This is a genomic window from Priestia sp. SIMBA_032, from assembly GCF_046535215.1.
In the GTDB taxonomy this organism is placed as follows: Bacteria; Bacillota; Bacilli; order Bacillales; family Bacillaceae_H; genus Priestia; species Priestia aryabhattai.
This window is the reverse complement of sequence record NZ_JAWRXD010000002.1, coordinates 82710-102094: the sequence shown is the minus strand read 5'-3', so window position 1 is coordinate 102094 and position 19385 is coordinate 82710. Positions and strand designations below refer to the sequence as shown.

General features: G+C 38.7%; 18 protein-coding genes and 1 other annotated feature. Of the genes, 7 read left to right on the top strand and 11 right to left on the bottom strand.

The window, feature by feature from the left end; all coding sequences use genetic code 11:
• Nucleotides 1-117 precede the first annotated feature (117 nt).
• Entirely contained in the window at nt 118-918 is an 801-nt protein-coding gene (locus tag SB717_RS06450; RefSeq protein ID WP_074677795.1) for an NAD kinase, read from the top strand.
• 23 nt (nt 919-941) lie between these two features.
• Here the strand turns inward: SB717_RS06450 and SB717_RS06445 are convergent, their stop codons facing one another.
• From SB717_RS06445 to ezrA, 5 genes are all read right to left on the bottom strand, one after another.
• Nucleotides 942-2534, bottom strand: coding sequence for an amidohydrolase (locus SB717_RS06445; RefSeq protein WP_410903478.1), 1593 nt, complete (start codon nt 2532-2534; stop codon nt 942-944).
• Between the two features lie 123 nt (nt 2535-2657).
• Nucleotides 2658-2846, bottom strand: coding sequence for an alpha/beta-type small acid-soluble spore protein (locus tag SB717_RS06440; RefSeq protein WP_013059477.1), 189 nt, complete (start codon nt 2844-2846; stop codon nt 2658-2660).
• 88 nt (nt 2847-2934) lie between these two features.
• The gene (gene thiI, locus SB717_RS06435; protein WP_074677799.1) at nt 2935-4146 is read right to left on the bottom strand and encodes a tRNA uracil 4-sulfurtransferase ThiI; all 1212 of its coding nucleotides are present in this window, start codon (nt 4144-4146) and stop codon (nt 2935-2937) included.
• A 6-nt stretch (nt 4147-4152) separates the two neighbouring features.
• The gene (locus SB717_RS06430) at nt 4153-5295 is read right to left on the bottom strand and encodes a cysteine desulfurase family protein (RefSeq protein ID WP_410903477.1); all 1143 of its coding nucleotides are present in this window, start codon (nt 5293-5295) and stop codon (nt 4153-4155) included.
• 276 nt (nt 5296-5571) lie between these two features.
• The gene (ezrA, locus tag SB717_RS06425; RefSeq protein ID WP_013059480.1) at nt 5572-7263 is read right to left on the bottom strand and encodes a septation ring formation regulator EzrA; all 1692 of its coding nucleotides are present in this window, start codon (nt 7261-7263) and stop codon (nt 5572-5574) included.
• A gap of 213 nt (nt 7264-7476) precedes the next feature.
• Between ezrA and hisJ the strand changes: the two genes are divergently transcribed.
• A complete protein-coding gene (hisJ, locus tag SB717_RS06420) occupies nt 7477-8271 on the top strand; it encodes a histidinol-phosphatase HisJ (RefSeq protein ID WP_410903476.1) in 795 nt (264 codons plus the stop codon).
• Here the strand turns inward: hisJ and refZ are convergent.
• Complete coding sequence (gene refZ / locus SB717_RS06415; RefSeq protein WP_013059482.1) at nt 8263-8910, bottom strand: forespore capture DNA-binding protein RefZ; 648 nt, start codon at nt 8908-8910, stop codon at nt 8263-8265. The genes hisJ and refZ overlap by 9 nt on opposite strands.
• A gap of 217 nt (nt 8911-9127) precedes the next feature.
• On the opposite strand from refZ, the gene SB717_RS06410 reads away from it, so the two are divergent.
• Together SB717_RS06410 and rpsD are read left to right on the top strand one after the other, a co-directional pair.
• Nucleotides 9128-9607 (top strand): GAF domain-containing protein, encoded by a 480-nt coding sequence (locus SB717_RS06410; RefSeq protein WP_098622740.1) that lies wholly within the window; start codon nt 9128-9130, stop codon nt 9605-9607.
• Between the two features lie 417 nt (nt 9608-10024).
• The gene (gene rpsD / locus SB717_RS06405) at nt 10025-10627 is read left to right on the top strand and encodes a 30S ribosomal protein S4 (protein ID WP_013059485.1); all 603 of its coding nucleotides are present in this window, start codon (nt 10025-10027) and stop codon (nt 10625-10627) included.
• Between the two features lie 73 nt (nt 10628-10700).
• Here rpsD and tyrS read toward each other — a convergent pair whose 3' ends face one another.
• Both tyrS and acsA read right to left on the bottom strand, forming a co-directional pair.
• Nucleotides 10701-11960, bottom strand: coding sequence for a tyrosine--tRNA ligase (gene tyrS / locus SB717_RS06400; protein WP_410903475.1), 1260 nt, complete (start codon nt 11958-11960; stop codon nt 10701-10703).
• Nucleotides 11961-12033: 73 nt separating this feature from the next.
• Nucleotides 12034-12244, bottom strand: a binding site (T-box leader).
• A gap of 139 nt (nt 12245-12383) precedes the next feature.
• Complete coding sequence (acsA, locus tag SB717_RS06395) at nt 12384-14099, bottom strand: acetate--CoA ligase (RefSeq protein WP_410903474.1); 1716 nt, start codon at nt 14097-14099, stop codon at nt 12384-12386.
• 284 nt (nt 14100-14383) lie between these two features.
• On the opposite strand from acsA, the gene SB717_RS06390 reads away from it, so the two are divergent.
• From SB717_RS06390 to SB717_RS06380, 3 genes are read left to right on the top strand one after another with little or no spacing between them, the layout of a single operon-like run.
• The gene (locus SB717_RS06390) at nt 14384-15016 is read left to right on the top strand and encodes an N-acetyltransferase (RefSeq protein WP_410903473.1); all 633 of its coding nucleotides are present in this window, start codon (nt 14384-14386) and stop codon (nt 15014-15016) included.
• 30 nt (nt 15017-15046) lie between these two features.
• Nucleotides 15047-15688, top strand: coding sequence for an acetoin utilization AcuB family protein (locus SB717_RS06385; protein ID WP_025750679.1), 642 nt, complete (start codon nt 15047-15049; stop codon nt 15686-15688).
• Nucleotides 15688-16851: an acetoin utilization protein AcuC gene (locus SB717_RS06380; protein WP_074677811.1), complete on the top strand. Its 1164-nt coding sequence runs from the start codon at nt 15688-15690 to the stop codon at nt 16849-16851. The genes SB717_RS06385 and SB717_RS06380 overlap by 1 nt, the downstream gene beginning before the upstream one ends.
• A gap of 29 nt (nt 16852-16880) precedes the next feature.
• Here SB717_RS06380 and motS read toward each other — a convergent pair whose 3' ends face one another.
• The 3 genes from motS to ccpA are packed head-to-tail and all read right to left on the bottom strand — an operon-like array spanning nt 16881 to nt 19382.
• Entirely contained in the window at nt 16881-17561 is a 681-nt protein-coding gene (motS, locus tag SB717_RS06375; RefSeq protein WP_410903472.1) for a flagellar motor protein MotS, read from the bottom strand.
• The gene (gene motP / locus SB717_RS06370) at nt 17527-18330 is read right to left on the bottom strand and encodes a flagellar motor protein MotP (protein WP_335442724.1); all 804 of its coding nucleotides are present in this window, start codon (nt 18328-18330) and stop codon (nt 17527-17529) included. Before motP ends, motS begins: the two co-directional genes overlap by 35 nt.
• Before the next feature lie 53 nt (nt 18331-18383).
• Nucleotides 18384-19382: a catabolite control protein A gene (gene ccpA, locus SB717_RS06365; protein WP_057233192.1), complete on the bottom strand. Its 999-nt coding sequence runs from the start codon at nt 19380-19382 to the stop codon at nt 18384-18386.
• Between the last annotated feature and the right edge of the window lie 3 nt (nt 19383-19385).

The window sequence follows — 19385 nt, the reverse complement described above, 5'->3', positions numbered from 1 at the left end:
AGATTATTCTTTTAATTCTTAAAGCAATAATGCTATAATTATTGTAACAAACTTTTTTTAAAAAGTTTACTTTATCGCTAATATTTTACATATCAGACAAACAAGGGGGAACTATCTATGCCAAATCGTCGCAACGTTTATTTCTTTCATCCAAAAAACAAGGAAACAAAAGCGCTCGTAAGTCCACTTATTGAACTTGCAAAACAATATGACTTCCATGTAGTAGACAATTTCGACAGCGCTAACATCATTGTAAGTATTGGCGGTGACGGAGCGTTCTTGCAGGCTGTCCGTCAATCTGGCTTTCGAGATGACTGCTTATATGCTGGCGTCACAACTTCAGATCAACTAAGCTTTTACTGCGATTTTCATATTGATGAAACGGATAAAATGATTGAAGCTATTACGACAGAAAATATAGAAGTACGTCGCTTTCCTGTTTTACAAACTCAAATTGATCAAGGAACTTCTTTTTATTGCTTAAATGAATGTTCCATTCGATCAGGTGTTATAAAAACATTCAGTCTAGACGTTTTTATTAACGAAAATCACTTTGAAGCATTCCGTGGGGATGGGATGATTATTTCAACACCAACAGGCAGTACGGCTTATAACAAATCAGTAAGTGGAGCCGTAGTTGATCCGTTAATCCCTTGCATGCAAGTCAGCGAATTGGCATCGTTAAATAACAATAACTATCGTACGTTAGGATCTTCATTCATCCTAAGCGCTGAGCATACGCTCACTTTAAAATTATCCAATGACAACAACCACAATCCAATTATTGGGATTGATAATGAAGCATTAAATGCACGTCAAGTTGATCAAATTCAAATTCGTTTAAGCGATCGTCAAATTAAAACGGTTAAGCTGAAAGATAACTCTTTCTGGCAACGAGTTAAGCGTACATTTCTATAATAAAAAGCGCCCAAGGGCGCTTTTTATTTTTGATATACAATTTCTCCATTAATAGCAGTCATCTGCACCTGTATCCCTGGAATATCATCTGCCGGTATCTCAAACAGATCTCTTTCTAATACGGTAAAATCAGCTACATAGCCCTTTTGAACATAGCCTTTTTTATGCTCTTGATGAATGGCCTGCGCGCTTCCTAACGTAAACAGCTGAACAGCTTCAAATACAGACAGTCGCTCAGACGGTATGTAAACGACCGAGCTGTTCGGAGAAGTTTTCCTGGAAACCGCTGCATGAATCGTTAACATTGGATTGATAGGTTCAATAGGAGCATCTGATCCTCCTGCACACATAACACCCTCATCTAATAACGTTTTCCACGCATAGCAATAGTCTAAATGCTCTTCTCCAATTTTTTCAATGACCCATGGAAAATCACTCGCTAAAAACCGAGGCTGAATATCCAGCACAACAGGTAGCTTTTTTACACGATCAACTAAATCTTTTCGTAGAATTTGCGCATGAATAATACGATCTCTTTGCCCTGTTTGAGGAGGATATTGTTCGATGCTTTCCACTACATATTGAAATGCTAAATCCCCAATCGCATGAATTGCAACGGTCATGCCCAATTCTCTCGCTTTCCTTACTAGCTGCTTTAATTCACCTAGTGATTGAATAGCTACACCTCTTGTAGAAGGGTCGCTTTTGTAAGGAAAGCTTAAAAGCGCAGATTGACTGCCGAGCGAGCCATCAGCAAAAATCTTCATGGGTCCTATTTCAATAAAATCGGATGTGTCTTTCTTTTCTTCACAGTATGTATACATATCATCTACAACTTCATGATGAACAAGTAAATGAGCACGAAACAGCTGCTTTTCTTTATGAATAACGTCTTGAAATGCTTGGTATGTACGCAAAAAGCCTCCATAATAATTTAAATCTTCCGTATGTCCACCCGTTAATCCGTGCTGAACACAATCTTTAATCGCTACTGAAAGCGCTTGTTGAATGTAGGTTTCTGATACTTGAGGAATATGAGCCGTTACTAATTCTTGCGCTTGGTCAGCCAAAAAACCAGTAGGATTTCCAGCTTCATCCCTCTGGATAATACCTCCTTCCGGATCATGTGTTTCAGCTGTAATCCTCGCTATTTTAAGAGCAGTCCCGTTTACTACTAATCCGTGACGACAGACTCGCTTCAACATAATAGGATGTTCAGTTGAAAGCTGATCAAGATCTTGATACTGAATCAAAGAGGAATCTTCCCACTGATTTTCATCCCACCCTTCTCCAATTACCCATTGTCCTTTTGGTGTACTCTCTACTTTTTGCCGAACGCGCATCAGCACATCTTCCCTAGAAGTAGCTTGAGACAAATCAAGTCTAAGGAGCTTTTCACCGTGACCAATTAAGTGAAGATGGCTATCTACAAAGCCCGGATACATCGGATATCCTTTGAGGGGTACTTCTTTGTCAATCTCAGCACCCCATTTGATTCTTAAATCTTCTTCTGCACCTATATCTTCAATGAATCCTTTCTCAACATATACGCTTTCTACATACTCATCTTCTTTTAGCATCGTATAGATTTTGCCGCCGTAAAATAAAGTCCCCATCGCCAACATCTCCTTTACTTTATAAAGCTTGATCTTGTCTCTATTATACGTGACAAAACAAACAAGACAAAAGAGTGGGGTTTCCCCCACTCTTTTTAGCCATCATTATTTAATTAATATGACTTATTTACCACCAAGTTGTTGCTCAGCCATTTGAACTAAGCGTTTAGTGATTTCTCCACCAACAGATCCGTTAGCGCGAGCTGTTGCTTCTGGTCCAAGGTTTACACCGAATTCAGAAGCGATTTCGTATTTCATTTGGTCGATAGCAGCTGCTGAACCAGGAGCTACTAATTTGTTTGTGTTTGCCATGTGTTTTCACCTCCTTGTTGAATATAGATTGTGTCAAAACACATGGCACCATACATTATTTTTTTGGTAATTTTATGAAATTTTACTTTTAAAACAAATCTTCTACATTGTCTTCAGTATTTGTAGCCGAAGAAGCCGTCATCTCAAGCGTTTCTACATTATTTACCGCTTCTTGAATTAATGTTTCAAAATCATAAAATTGTTCGTATCGATTTATTTTTTCACGCTTTGGCTTAGTTTTTGGTGAGCTTGGCGTAAAAATTGTACAGCAGTCTTCATATGGACGATTCGAAATTTCATGTGTATCAATTTTACGAGCAATTTCCACAATCTCCGTTTTATCCATTGTCACAAGCGGACGCAAAATTGGCGTATTCGTCACTTCATTAATTGCATACATGCTCTCAACCGTTTGACTAGCTACTTGTCCTAAGCTGTCCCCAGTTACGATAGCTAACGAGTCATTTTTTTCACGAATAAGGTCCGTAATTCGAAGCATCATACGGCGTGTAGAGGTCATTGTATAATTCTCTGGAATTTGTTTTTGAATTGCTTGCTGTACAGCTGTAAACGGTACAATATGAAGCTTTACTTTTTCGTGATAAGCCGTTAATTTTTGCGTTAAATCAATTACTTTTTGCTTAGAACGTTCACTCGTAAAAGGCGGGCTATAAAAATGAACCGCTTCTATTTCCAAACCTCGCTTCATTGCTAAGTATCCTGCAACCGGACTGTCGATCCCTCCAGAAAGCATCAGCATCGCTTTTCCACTCGTACCAACTGGAAGACCTCCTGCTCCGCGATAATCAAAACATGTAATATACGTTGCTTCACTTCTCACTTCTACTCGTACATTTACGCTCGGTTCTTTTACGTTTACTTGTAGATGCTCTGTATTTCGAAGAACATGACTTCCTACTGCATAATTCAATTCGTTTGTATCAAGAGGAAATTGTTTGTACGCTCTCCGAGTAGATACTTTAAATGTTTTTCCTTCTATATCAAATTCTTTCATTGCTTCTAAAGCTGCTTCTTGAATCGCTTCAAGCTCATTTTCAACTTTTAATGCTAAACTAAAGCTTTGAATACCGAAGATTTGCTGAAGACGTTCAATAATAGGCTCGTGATTTTCACCGTTTAAGTGAATATACATGCGATCTCTCGTGTATTTTACGTGAATGTTTTGGAATGCACTAAGAGCCGTTACAATGTTTTTTCTTAACTGTGCAACAAATTTTTTTCTGTTTTGTCCTTTAGTTGAGATTTCTCCGTACCGAATTAAAATATGATTATATATCATGATCATTTACCTCATTACTTTCTTTAGATCTTCAATTACTGTGAAAATAGCATTTACAATGGGCGTTACTTCATTATAATCATTTAAGCCAGACAAGCTTAATCGAATGGACTGATCTGCTTCTTCATAATTTTTACCGATGGCTAAAAGCGTTTTACTTGGCTTTTTTCGCTTTGATGAGCAAGCAGATGTAGTGGATACAAACACTCCTTTTTCCTCAAGAGCGTGAACAAAAACCTCACCTTTAATACCTTGTGCTGTAAAATTTATAATATGGGGTGCCGAATGCTCATTCGGCGTATTAATCGTGATTCTTTCGTGAGCAGAAAGTTTGTCTATCAGTTCTGCTTTTATTTTCTGCATTTTTTGCTGATGCTGAGCTGCATGTTCAAGTGTTAAACGAAGTGCTTTAGCAAATGCCACAATTCCTGGTACATTTTCCGTGCCTGATCGATGCTGCATTTCCTGAGAGCCTCCGCTAAGTAAGGGATGAAGCTGAACTCCATTTCGTTTATATAAGATTCCCGTCCCTTTTAGGCCATGAATTTTGTGTCCTGATAATGTGCATAAATCAATTTTGTGATCCGCTAAAGAAAGCGGAACTTTTCCAACCCCTTGCACATGATCGACATGAAAAAGCACCTTCGAATAGTTCATCAGCATTTTTCCAATTTTTTCAATTGGTTGAATGGTGCCAATCTCATTATTTACATGCATAACGGATACTAAGATGGTTTCATCCGTAATAGCTGATTCAATAGCCGCAGGTGAAACAAATCCACTTGAATCTACCGGAACATACGTAACGTTAAATCCTAGTGCTTCTAACTGCTTGAACGGTTCATGAACGGAATCATGTTCAATATTTGTCGTAATGATATGCTGACCTCGGCTTTTATATTGCATCGCTACGCCTTTAATAGCCAAATTATTCCCTTCCGTTCCTCCTGATGTAAAGATAATTTCATTTGACGATACGTGCAGCAATTCTGCTACTTGCTCACGTGAACGGCTCAACAAATTCTCCGCTTGTACGCCAAATTGATGGAGGGACGATGGATTGCCATAATAAGTTGTAGCTACTTTCGTAAAAGATTGTATGACTTCATTATAGGGTTTTGTTGTAGCGCTATTATCTAAATAAATCAAGGATGCGCGCCCCCTTCTTCATTTTTTCGGAACAACGTATTATCATACCACACCTTGGTACTTTTTTAAATTAGGCTTTGCCTTAGTAATCATAACAAGTATAGACCATCTTTTCAAAAACTATTTACCATTTTATAACCAAGGTGTTGACTGGTCCTTCCCAACAGTTGCTGGCACGTTCGTAGGCTATATTATTAGTGTTTCAGAAGGTTATCATTAAACAGATAGAAAAGAAAAGCGTCAAAAAAAAGCTCGTGTCCTTTGGACACGAGCTTTTTAACTCTGTGAAGATACAATACGCTGTATACGATCCAGCGCACCAGGATCTACTTGCTCAATAGCTGCAGATGCCTGCTTTAATGCTTCTTTGTATTCGTAATGACGAAATGCTTCTTCTGCTTCTTCTAAAGACTGTGCAATCGAGTGATGAGTACTTCTATAACGGTTACCGTATTGAATTACTCTTTCAACGAGTCGCGCTTCTTCTAACATTGCCTCTGTTTCATCAAATGTATCCTGAACAAAACCAACAGCATCTTCAAGTAAAGATTGAACAGCTTGAATATTGAGCGGCTTTTCTTTCAGCTTAGCGGTTACTTCATTTAAGATATGAACCGTCTTTTCAAGCTGCACTTTATATTCTTCAGGAACACCGGGAAGGTTGCTTTTTTGAATAAGGCGTCGTGCTTCAATCAATTGAGATTTCAGTTCTTCTATTTTGTCCTTAGCTGAGAGCTCGTCTTTGCGAAGAGCTTGTAGCATATCGCTATAGGATTCCTGAGATTCTTTTAATTGGTTAAGCTGTTTGGAAACGTCTTCGAGTTCTTCTTGGATCACACTGTAGGCTAAATTGTGCTCCGCTACCTTGTCCGAAATATTATAGTACAAGTTAGTTAATCGTTTTAGTTCGCGGTCCATTTTATAATATACGTCTAAATCGCGCTCTTTAAAATGATAGCTTTGCTGTACAAATAGCGTTTCTTCACGAAGTTCACGGTTTCGTTCTTGAAGCATACGAAGGAAGTTAGATACCGTATGAGATTCACGGTTCATTTTATGATAGGAGAAAACCTCATGCTCAAGTGAGTCATATAACTGCTCTAAGCGTTCGTTAACATCATCTAGTTTTGTAATCGCTTCTTCCACATATAATTCTTCAATATCTGCAATAATTTCAGCAGTTTCTTGTTTTAAAAGCTCTACCGTTTCTTCTACTTGCAGATGATCTAACACATATCCCTGCTCACTCATTTCGCGGAACCCGTCAAGCAGTTCATTGAACTGAACAGGAAGAGTGGTCTGACACTCAACTAACACTTTTGGAATTTGTTCTAAATACGAATCAATAGCTGTTAAATCAGTTTTTAATTGAAGAACAATCTCACGTGCTTGAAGATAGTTTCCGTTAATCGTCTCTTCCTCGTATTTTTTAAACTGTTCTTTAGACGTATTAATTGCGTATTCTAACGTTTTTTCAGCATTTCCATAGGAATACCGATGTGCGAGCAATTTTTTCTTCACATGGCGGTGAAGCTGATTTAATTCCTCAATATCATATCGATTATCTTGTTCGCTACCAATTAAATTTTGAAGTTCAGTAAGTATGTTTTCAATATCTATCTTGGTTTGTTCTAAGGCTTGATCAATATGTATAGATAACTGCTTCGCTTTTTTAAATCGGTATTTATCCGCTGCTTCTTCCGTTTCAAACAGTTCTTTATCAATTTTCGGGAGATTAGTTGATATAATTTCATCCCACTGCTCACGCCAACGTTCAAATAGCTCTTCAGTTTGACCTGTCATGTTCAATTCTTTTACTTTTGAAATTTCCTCTGCAACTGGCGTATTTGCTAATTCGACTTTGATCGTTTCCAGGCGATCAATTTCTTGATAAATCTTTTTACGTGAAAACATTCCGTACACAACTAATCCGATAATGAGTATGATTAGTGCTATAATGAATTCCATACTAAGCCCCCTTACAGTGCGTTCTACATGACAAGTTTCTTATTTATAAAAAGGGTGAATTTAATCCTTTAAATTTTTTTGCGTCAATGTTTTTATGATACCATGTAAAGTCCAACTTTTGAGCAAAAAATTAAATTTTTTTATACAAAATATTGGCATGGAGTCACTTTGTGTCGTTACAATGGAAAAAGAAGAAAAAAGGAGGCATTTTTTATGAAAGTTGACAAACATATTCATACTCCATTTTGCCCACACGGTTCACCTGATTCATTGCAACAATATGTTGAACAGGCGATTTCCCTAGACTTTGGCGAGATTTCGTTTACAGAGCATGCTCCGTTACCAAAAAGCTTCAGTGATCCGACGCCTGATCGCGACAGCGGAATGGATCCTGACAAACTTGATTGCTACATTCAAAACGTACAGCAAGTTAAAAAAGAATTTGAGCGCGATATTCGTATTAATATCGGATTGGAAGTTGACTTTATTGAAGGATTTGAACACGAAACAACAGTTTTCTTAAACGAATATGGTCCTTATCTCGATGACAGCATACTTTCTGTCCACTTCTTAAAACATGAAGAAGGATATGACTGCCTAGATTTTAGCGATGACGTATTTGCACATATTGTACAGAAGTTTGGCAGCGTAAGCAAAGTATATGATAAGTATTACAACACGGTATTACGCTCTGTACAGGCCAATTTAGGCGTTTATAAGCCTAAGCGCATTGGTCATATGACACTCGTACATAAATTTCAAACTCGCTTTCCATATGAAGACACACTTTCCCCTATTATTTTAGCAATACTCGATGAAATAAAAATGAAAGATCTGGCTTTGGATTATAATGGTGCAGGGTTGTTTAAGCCTTTGTGCAAGGAAGCGTATCCAGCTCCCTTTGTCGTAAAAGCAGCCCAACAGAAAAAAATCCCTCTCGTATATGGGTCAGACGCCCACTGTGCGAAGGATTTAGGCCAAGGCTATGGAGAGCTCCATTTAGGATAATTGAACGCGCAGTTTGTTTGTCCGTTCATATGGCAAACATACCGTTGTGTGCACCCATTGCTCAAGCTCAATCGCATATTGCTGAACAAAATATGGTTCGTGAGGCAATATATGAAGAACTTCACTTAGATACTGAGGATGAAGATAAGGCATAGAGAGCATGCCCTTAAGTTCAATGATTGTAAAGGAAACGTGCAGCTTTCGAAACTCCTTTTCTTTCATCCCTCTTTCAAGGATTGTTTTTAAGTAGTATTTTTCCTTGGTTAAATACGTAGTCATAACTTCTCTAATTAAAATCGTGTCAAGAGAGATTTCTCTATATACGAGCCGGGCAATATGCCTATTTTCGTGCTGGTAATGTAAGATAGCTCGAATCATCACGATCATACTTTCTGTTGAAGACAGCTTTTTCATTTCTTGGAATGCTTGCTCCAGCACCCCAATATAACCTTCAAAATAAGAAATCACTAAACTTTCAAGTAATCCTTCTTTGCTATGAAAATAATATGAAATATTCGCTACGTTCACTTTCGCTTTTCCTGCAATCTCGCGCACCGACGTACCATCAAAACCTTTTACGTTAAAAAGAGAAACAGCCGCATCAATAATTTTCTCTTTCGTTTTTGACTGTACAGCCATCTATCTACACCTCATTTCGATTTATTTTTACAAAACACATATGATTGCAAAATTGTGTAGAAATCGTTACAGTATTTAAAAAGGATTTTAGTAGCCTCTCTACATAATTCGTGATAGGCTTTTTAGTTCCTGTAATCTTTTATCGACAAAGTAGCGTTAAAACTGACGTTTCCTGATAAAAATTCATTAAATCTTATGTTGAATGGAGGAGAATACATTGTTTAATGTCGAAAACTACAGCGGCTCAAAACAAAAAGATTATGAATTAGTAATTAAGCAATTACGCGCCTTATTAGAAGGAGAAAGCAATACGATTGCTAATCTGGCAAATGCTTCAGCTTTGCTAAATCAATTTTTAAATGAAGTAAACTGGGTAGGTTTTTATTTAATGGAAGACGGGGAGTTAGTGCTTGGACCTTTCCAGGGACTGCCGGCTTGCGTTCGTATTCCACTTGGAAAAGGCGTATGCGGTACAGCAGCTCAAAATCAGAAAACAGAGCGAATCGAAGATGTTCACGCCTTCCCTGGCCACATTGCATGTGATGCTGCTTCTCAATCTGAAATCGTTGTACCAATTGTAAGAGACGGTCAGCTTTTAGGTGTTCTTGATATTGACAGTCCGATCAAAAATCGCTTTGATGAAATCGATCAACAGTATCTTGAAGAATTCGTCAAAGAACTCACTTCTTTTCTTTGAATATAAATAAGCAAAAAAAACCGCTGCCAATCAGCGGTTTTTGCTTATTAAACAAACGTTTGATTAGCCCATCGCCACCGTTTTCTTAGATTCTTTCTTCTCCTTTCATACTTCAAATGAATATATCCTTTCTTTTACATTCTTTTAATCTTCAATCTTCCTTGACTTTATACGAGGAAACACCTATAATACTCGTTGTGTGAAATATTGCAGCTTATACAATCTTCTTTATGTTTTTTCATTTTGTTCCTCATTAAAAGGTTGTTTTACAGAAGTAGCAATTCTTTTAACAAGATGGTGTATCGTGTAACTCTCTGCTGCTAGAGCGATGGTACATGAAAACAAAATGAGCATATCGCTAGAATGTGTCTGTTTTTGTTTTGCATAAAATAAAAACACAAACAAGGAGGAGTCATCATGGCTCGTTATACAGGTCCAAGTTGGAAAATCTCTCGTCGCTTAGGTCTTTCTCTAAGTGGTACAGGTAAAGAATTAGAAAAACGCCCTTACGCTCCAGGTCCACACGGCCCAGGTCAACGTAAGAAAATTTCTGAGTACGGTTTACAATTACAAGAAAAGCAAAAATTACGCCACATGTATGGTGTAACTGAGCGTCAATTCCGTAACTTATTCGTTGCTGCTGGTAAATTAACTGGTAAGCACGGTGAGAACTTCATGATTCTTTTAGAAGCTCGTCTTGATAACTTAGTATACCGTATGGGTCTTGCACGCACTCGTCGTCAAGCTCGTCAATTAGTTAACCACGGTCACGTTTTAGTTGACGGTAAACGCGTTGACATCCCATCTTACCGTGTACAACCTGGTCAAGTGATCGGTGTTCGCGAAAAATCTCGCAACCTTTCAATCGTGAAAGAAGCGCTTGAAGTTAACAACTTCGTACCAGACTACTTAACAGTAGACGCTGAGAAATTAGAAGGTACATTCACTCGCTTACCTGAGCGTTCTGAATTATCTGCTGAAATCAACGAAGCACTAATCGTAGAGTTCTACTCTCGTTAATAGTAAAAAGCCGTTCCCTATGGAGCGGCTTTTTTACTGTTTTTATATAAAAAAAGGCCTTTCGGCCTTTTTTTTATGCGTATTGAATAAGCGTATATTTTTTCTTGCCTCGACGAATTACTGTGAATTGACCTTCAATACGGTCTTCTGCACCTACTGTTTTTTGCAAATCTTGCTCACGCTCACCGTTTAAGTAAATCGCACCGTTTGAAATATCTTCACGTGCTTGACGTTTAGAAGGAGAGATTTTACTTTCTACAAGTAAATCGATTAAACCAATATCTTCACCTGTATGCGTGTAAGAAGGAACATCCTTGAATCCTTGCTTAATTTCTTCTGCTGTTAACGCTGAAATACTTCCGCTAAATAAAGCTTGCGAAATACGAATGGCTTGCTCAAGAGCTTCTTCACCATGTACAAGCGTAGTCATCGCTGCCGCTAGTGCTTTTTGTGCTTCCCGTTTTTCAGGAGCTTCTTTTGCAGATGCTGCTAATTCATTAATTTCTTCGTGTGATAAGAATGTAAAGTATTTTAAATATTTTATAACATCACGATCATCTGTATTAATCCAGAACTGGTAGAATTCATACGGACTTGTTTTTTCAGCGTCTAACCAAATTGCTCCGCCTTCTGTTTTACCGAACTTCGTGCCGTCTGCTTTTGTTACAAGCGGAACTGTTAATCCAAATGCTTTTGCCTCTTCTTCTGATTTACGAATTAATTCTAAGCCAGCTGTAATATTTCCCCATTGGTCGCTGCCGCCAATTTGAAGCTTACAATTATACGTTTGGTATAAGTTCAAGAAATCATATGATTGTAAAATCATGTAGCTGAATTCCGTAAATGAGATGCCTGATTCGATACGAGATTGAACAGAATCCTTTGCCATCATATAGTTAATACCAAAGTTTTTACCGATATCTCGTAGGAATGTAATAACATCCAACGTGCCAATCCAGTCATAGTTATTCGCAATAACTGCTGCATTTTCACCTTCTTCAAAATCTAAGAAGCGTGAAAGCTGACCTTTTATACGCTCACTAAACATGGCAACCGTTTCTTTTTCATTTAACGTACGCTCTGCTTTTTTACCGCTTGGATCTCCAATAAGACCCGTACCTCCACCAACTAATGCAATCGGTTGGTGTCCAGCTTGTTGAAAGCGACGCAAAATTAAAACAGGAAGCATGTGGCCGATGTGAAGACTGTCAGCTGTCGGATCGAATCCGCAGTACAAACGAACAGACTCTTTACTCAAAAGTTCACTTAAACCTTTTTCATCCGTTTGTTGGTTAATGAGCCCTCGAAACTCAAGATCTTGTAAAATATCCATGTTATATTCTCTCCTTTATCTGATTGCTCGTTACAATTTGTTGAACAACATAAAAAACGCCCCTTCTTAAAAAAGAAGGGACGAAAATATCGCGGTACCACCCTATTTGGAAATAATTTATTTCCCACTTAAATGATGTAACGGTCTACCCGTCTTTTGCTACTGTAAGTTCACAAAAGATGCTCAAGGACGTATTTCATATTTGTCTATGTACTGATTTTCAGCAACCATCAGCTCTCTTAAACAGGGAGACAAGTATTACTTCTTCCTATCACTGCAGTTTATTTTATTTAAAAGTTTACACCCCACAATTATGAATGATTTCATTTTAAAATTCAAGTCCAAAAAAAAGTTCAAACAGCTGGCTGTTTGAACTTTATAAAAATCACTTATTTTTCCTACAAAGATTGAAACGTTTACTTCTTAGTCTTCCATCGTTGACAAATCGCCCGCTGGCAAATCCAATTCCCACGCTTTTAAAACGCGACGCATAATTTTACCACTTCGTGTTTTAGGTAGCTTGTCTTTAAACTCGATTTCACGCGGAGCTGCATGAGCAGCTAACCCTTTTTTCACAAATTGACGAATATCTTCAATCAGTTCATCTGAAGATTCATACCCATCTCTAAGAGCGATAAATGCTTTAATAATTTCCCCGCGCACAGGATCAGGCTTACCAATGACACCCGCTTCTGCTACAGCAGGATGTTCAACAAGCTTACTTTCTACTTCAAATGGACCCACGCGTTCTCCTGCCGTCATAATAACATCATCGATTCGGCCTTGGAACCAAAAATAACCTTCTTCATCCATATACGCCGAATCACCTGATACGTACCAATCACCTGGCATAAAATATGACTCATACTTTTCTTTGTTGTTCCAAATCGTATGCATCATAGATGGCCAGCCTTTTTTAATTGCTAAGTTCCCCATTCGATAAGGTGGAAGCTCTTGTCCTTGATCGTCAACGATTGCTGCTTGTACGCCCGGAATAGGTTTTCCCATAGATCCTGGTTTAATTTTCATGGACGGATAATTACAAATCGTCTGACCGCCAGTTTCAGTCATCCACCACGTGTCATGAATACGTTTTTGAAAAACCTTCATTCCCCAGCGTACCACTTCAGGATTTAATGGTTCTCCCACGCTTAATACATGTCTGAGGTTGCTTAAATCATAGCGTTTAACTAAGTCATCGCCAGCACCCATTAACATACGAAATGCTGTAGGTGCACTGTACCAAACCGTTACGCCAAAATCTTCGAGTGCTTGATACCATGCATCTGGACTAAAGCGTCCTCCTACAATCACATTTGTTGCTCCAGCAAGCCAAGGACCAAAAATTCCATAGGAAGTCCCCGTTACCCAACCCGGATCTGCCGTACACCAATACACATCGTCATCTTTTAAGTCGAGCACCCACTTTGCAGTTTGATAGTGCTGAAGCATTGCGTTGTGAACATGAAGTACGCCTTTTGGTTTGCCAGTTGAACCTGATGTATAATGAAGCAGCATGCCATCCGTTCTATCTACCCACTCAATTTCTACCTCTTTATTCGCCGCTTCTAGTCGCTTTAGAAAATCTAGTTGAATGCCTTCTTCTTCTACATTTTCTCCTACAAGCAGAATTTGTTTTAAAGCCGGCAAATCTTTCACCGGAACGCGGCTCAGCAATTCAGGCGTTGTAATTAACACTTTTGCATCACTGTCTTGCAAACGATCTTTTACTGCACCTTCCATGAATGCTTCAAATAAAGGCCCAACAATAGCGCCAAGCTTCACCGCGCCTAACAATGCAAAATAAAGTTCCGGAGAGCGAGGCATAAAAATAAACACGCGATCTCCCTTCTCTACGTCTGCTTGTTTTAGCACGTTTGCGGCTTTGTTTGACCATTCTTTCATTTCTTTGAATGTATATTTTTCATTGCGCTGCGCATCTCGATAATAAAGCGCAACTTTATTTTTACGCGTAGAGTTTGCGTGCTTATCAATTGCTTCATAAGCTGCATTTAATTTACCTGTTTCATGCCATGAAAATTCCTTCTCCACTTGTGACCAGTCAAAGGTTTGATACGTTTTATCGTAGTCCTGTAAGTTGTATACCCCTTCAATTACAGGAAGCGCTTCCACCTTCATCACAAACTCCCCCTTATGTATAAAATTCACAAACCTATTATATAACAAAAATAGACTTTTCACAATTTTATAAAAATTATTTGTCGGAATTGGGATAATAGTCTCCCTTGTTATATGACAACCTCGGTTATATAAGTGTCGAATTAACAAGAATCTCTTTTAATTTTCTATTCTATGTTTTTTAAAAAACTCCTTTTCTTTTATTTAATTTTTTGAAAACGCTTTAATACAGAGTTTTTTTTGTATTATAATACAGATAAGACTGCTTGAAGGTGGTGATTCATGTGAAACATTCCCAAACATACAATATGAAAGAACTAAAAACAGCTGTTGGAGCAATTGTTATTGAAGGACCCGTCTCCTCACAGACCTTGCAACAACTTGATTTTCATGAGCAACTAACGGCCTTTCGTCCACCTGAACAGCAAAAAGAAGCATTGATCGAGATTGCCAACTTGCCTGAAGGTAGAATCATTATTGCTCGCCATCATCATACAATCATTGGTTACGTAACCTTTTTATATCCCGATCCTCTAGAACGATGGTCGGAAGGAAATATGGAGAATTTAATCGAATTAGGAGCTATAGAGGTAGCTGTCCCATTTCGCAGCTACGCTGTTGGTAAAAACTTGCTTATCGTATCTATGATGGATGATGCAATGGAAGATTATATTGTCATTACGACAGAATACTACTGGCATTGGGATTTAAAAGGAACAGGGCTAAATGTGTGGGATTACCGCAAAATTATGGAGAAAATGATGAATAAAGGCGGCCTTACGTGGTTTGCCACAGATGATCCGGAAATTAGCTCCCACCCTGCTAATTGTTTGATGGTAAGAATCGGGAGCAGAGTCCCTCAAGAAAGCATGCAAGAATTTGATAGCCTGCGCTTTCGAAATCGCTTTATGTATTAAGCTGACCTTTAAGAAAAGGAGCCGTGTCTGATGATTATTGAAGAAATGATGAAAACCGATCTCGTTACCTTAACCCCCGACCATACGATTGCTGAAGCTATGAAACTTTTAGATACACATAAGATTAGACATATTCCTATCGTTAATGACCTTCATCACGTAGTTGGCATCATTTCTGATCGAGACGTAAGAGATGCAAGTCCATCTATTTTAGATAATACTTATACGTCTGCTCTTCTATCCGAGCCCGTGCGGATGATTATGCAAACAGAAGTCATTACAGCTCACCCTCTTGATTTTGTTGAAGAAATTGCAAGTATTTTTTATGAACATCAAATCGGTTGTATTCCCGTCACAAAAAACAAGCGGTTAGTAGGAGTTGTTACCGAAAGAGATCTATTACATACGTTTATTCAGCTTACCGGTACCAATAAACCAGGTTCACAAATTGAAATAAAAGTAGAAAACAAGGCTGGCGTGCTCGCTGAAGTTACATCCCTTTTTGGTTCAACGAGAACAAACATCTTAAGCGTACTTGTCTACCCTGATGTAGATGAACGATATAAAATCCTTGTGCTTCGCATTCAAGCTATTAATCCATTAATTAGTATAAATACATTAAAAGAAAACGGCTATGAGGTGCTATGGCCTAAATTACCGGAGATGACGTAATGACTAGTAATGCTGTATTTATTTATTCAGATGATATTCTTTCGTACAAATTCAGCAATAATCATCCGTTTAACCAGCTTCGTGTTCAACTAACATATGAACTGTTACGGGAATTTGGCGCTTTAGGCAATCAAGATATTGTATTACCGCGGATGGCATCTGATGAAGAACTTCAGCTTGTCCATGATACTAGCTATATTCAAGCGGTAAAATTAGCAGGTAGCGGCAAGCTTTCTGTTGAAAAAGCAGCAGATTTTGGTCTTGGAACAGAAGATACACCTATGTTTCCCAACATGCATGAAGCCAGTGCATTTTTAGTTGGAGGTACACTTACTGCTGTAGATTATGTGATGACTGGAAAAGCTAAGCATGCTCTAAATTTAGGAGGAGGATTGCACCACGGCTTCCGAGGAAAAGCTTCCGGCTTCTGTATTTATAACGATAGCGCGGTAGCCATCAAATATATGCAGCAAAAGTACAACGCGCGCGTTCTCTATGTCGATACAGATGCTCACCACGGTGACGGCGTTCAATGGACATTTTATGACGACCCTTCCGTTTGTACTCTTTCCATTCATGAAACAGGACGCTACTTGTTTCCAGGCACGGGAAACGTTAACGAACGCGGGCACAGTGAAGGCTATGGTTATTCATTTAATGTGCCTGTTGATGCTTATACCGAAGATGAGTCTTGGCTCGACGTTTATAAGACCTCTTTAAAAGAAGTAGCTGCTTTTTTTAAACCAGATGTTATCTTAACACAAAATGGAGCCGATTCTCATTATTACGATCCGCTAACCCATTTATGCGGCACCACGAAAATATACCGTGAAATTCCTAAAATTGCTCATGAAATTGCCCATGAATACTGTCAGGGAAGATGGATTGCGGTTGGCGGAGGAGGTTATGATATTTGGCGGGTGGTTCCTCGGGCTTGGTCATTCATTTGGCTTGAAATGATTGAACGAAAGGCAGAAGGCATGCTTCCTCTGTCATGGCTTGAAAAATGGACAAAAGTATCGCCTCATCCCGTTTGCACGCTGTGGGATGATGAACCTAATATCTATCAGCCAATTCCAAGAAAACCAGAAATAACAGAAAAAAACGCTCAAACTCTTGAGCGCGCTCTTTATCCTATTCGTTCTCATACATCTCATTCTTAAAAAAAGGCTATACAAGCGTATGGCCTTTTTCACTGTGCTTCGGGATCTGAAATAATAATTTCCACGCGTCTATTTTTTTGTAGATTGTCATTAGACGTGTTCGGAACAAGCGGCTTTGTATCTCCGTATCCAAGCGCTTCAAAGCGGTTAGCAGAAAGAGAAAAATGGTTCGTTAAATAACGTATGACGCCGCTAGCACGCGCTGCGGATAGTTCCCAATTAGATGGATAACGATAGGTATGAATGGGTCGATTGTCGGTATGACCTTCTACTTTAATATCATTTGGAATAGTACTGAATAACCTTCCTAATTCATCTAGAAAAGGAGTACCTTTTTTCAAAATGTCTGCTTGTCCTGTTTCAAACAGCACCTGTTCTTGTAAAATGAGCACCACTCCGCGTTCATCTCGCTTAGCAGTAATGACGTGCTGGAGCTTATTTTCCTTCAGGTAGCCCTGCACTTTCGCTAAAATGTTATCCAGCTTTTGAGACTGCTGGCTCTTTTCCACAGAAGCTAATGAGCCACCGCTTGTAAGCGAATTGACAACGATCTGAAACTTTTGATTATCAACGCTAGACATTGAAAATAGTAAAATAAAAAAAACTAATATTAACGTCACCAAATCAGCAAATGTTACCATCCATTTTGGCGACTGTGCCGAATACCTTTTTCTTCTACGCTTCACGAACGTGCTCTCTCTTTTCTTCAAGCTTTCGTTTTTCAACAGGGGCAAATACTTTTAGCTTTGCTTGCACAAAGCGAGAATTTTGACCCGCCTGCAAGCCGATAACACCTTCGATAATCACTTCTTTAACAAAAAGCTCATGCTCCGTTTTACCAGCTAATTTAGCTGCGATTGGCTGAAAAAACAAGTTTGAAAGCAGCGCCCCATAGAAAGTCGTTAAAAGAGCAATTGCCATGTTAGGGCCAAGCGACGAAGGAGTATTAAGGCTTTTTAGCATTAATACTAGTCCAACGAGCGTCCCAATCATTCCCCAAGCAGGGGCATAATCGCCTGCTTTTTCAAACATACTTCGACCTCTCGCATGTCTTTCTTCCACTGCAGCTATTTCTGCTTCAAGCAGCTCTCGAATCATTTCCGGTTCTACTCCATCAATGGCTAGCAAAATACCTTTTTTCACAAATGAATCATCGATTTGTTCAAGCTCTGCTTCTAACGATAGAAGCCCTTCTCGACGTGCTTTTTCCGATAAATGTACAAATGTTCCTACAATTTCTTCTACGTTTATTTCTTTCGATTGAAACGCTTGTTTCCCTACTCTTCCCATATTTTTTAATTGTTTTAACGGAAAGCTCACGCACAGCGTACCAAAAACGCCTCCCAGTACAATTAAAATCGATGGCATATCAATAAAAGCTAAAAAACCGCTCATTCCTCCACTTGAAATAACCCCAAACACAACCATAGAGATACCAATTAGTATCCCTATAGGTGTGAGTATATCAATTTTTTTCATATTCTATCTCCCCGTGTCTGAACTTTGAATTCGTTCTTATTCATACACAGGTATTATTTTGTTGATTGTCTGAACTCGATGCGGTGAGGAAGCTGTACGATGCTGCTGTCTACCGTTTCTTTGTTCATGTATTTCGTTAAGAGACGCATCGCTACTGCACCAATATCATACATTGGCTGTACAACAGATGTTAACTGAGGACGAACCATTGTTGAAAGTCTTGTGTTATCAAAACCGATAACTTCTAGATCGTTTGGTACATTCAATCCACGGTCTTGTGCCCCGTGAATAACACCTAATGCCATTTCATCCGTTCCAACGAAAATAGCAGTTGGCTTTTCATCTTCTTCTAATAGTTTTTCAACCGCTTCAATACCTGAATCGTACGTGTAATCTCCTTCTACAATATAAGAATCACGTACAGGCAACCCGCTTTCAGTAAGAGCACGCTTGTACCCTTTTACTTTTTTCCCATGATTGATTGGTTCTTCTAGCGTACCTGAAACGAATGCAATATTTTTATGACCACTGTCAATTAGTGATTGCACTGCATCAAAAGCTGCTTGTTCATAATCAATAGTGACAGATGGGATTTGGTTAGTTGATTCGATTGATGCTGCAAGTACAACTGGAACCGGTGATTTTTTTAACTCTTCTACGTGTTCTTCCGTTACATTCCCACTCATGAAGATGATTCCGTCTACTTGTTTACCAAGCATGTTATTTAAAAGGTGAAGTTCTTTATCTTGATTTTGATCCGAGTTACTTAAGATGATATTATACTTGTACATTGTTGCAATATCTTCGATTCCACGCGCTAACTCTGCATAGAAAATATTTGAAATATCAGGAATGATAACTCCTACTGTCGTTGTTTTTTTACTTGCTAATCCACGCGCTACTGCGTTCGGACGATAGCCTAGTCTTTCAATTGTTTCTAATACTTTTTTTCTAGTTGATGGTTTTACATTTGGATTTCCGTTTACCACACGAGAAACCGTTGCCATCGACACGCTTGCTTCCCTTGCTACATCATAAATTGTTACGTTCACAAC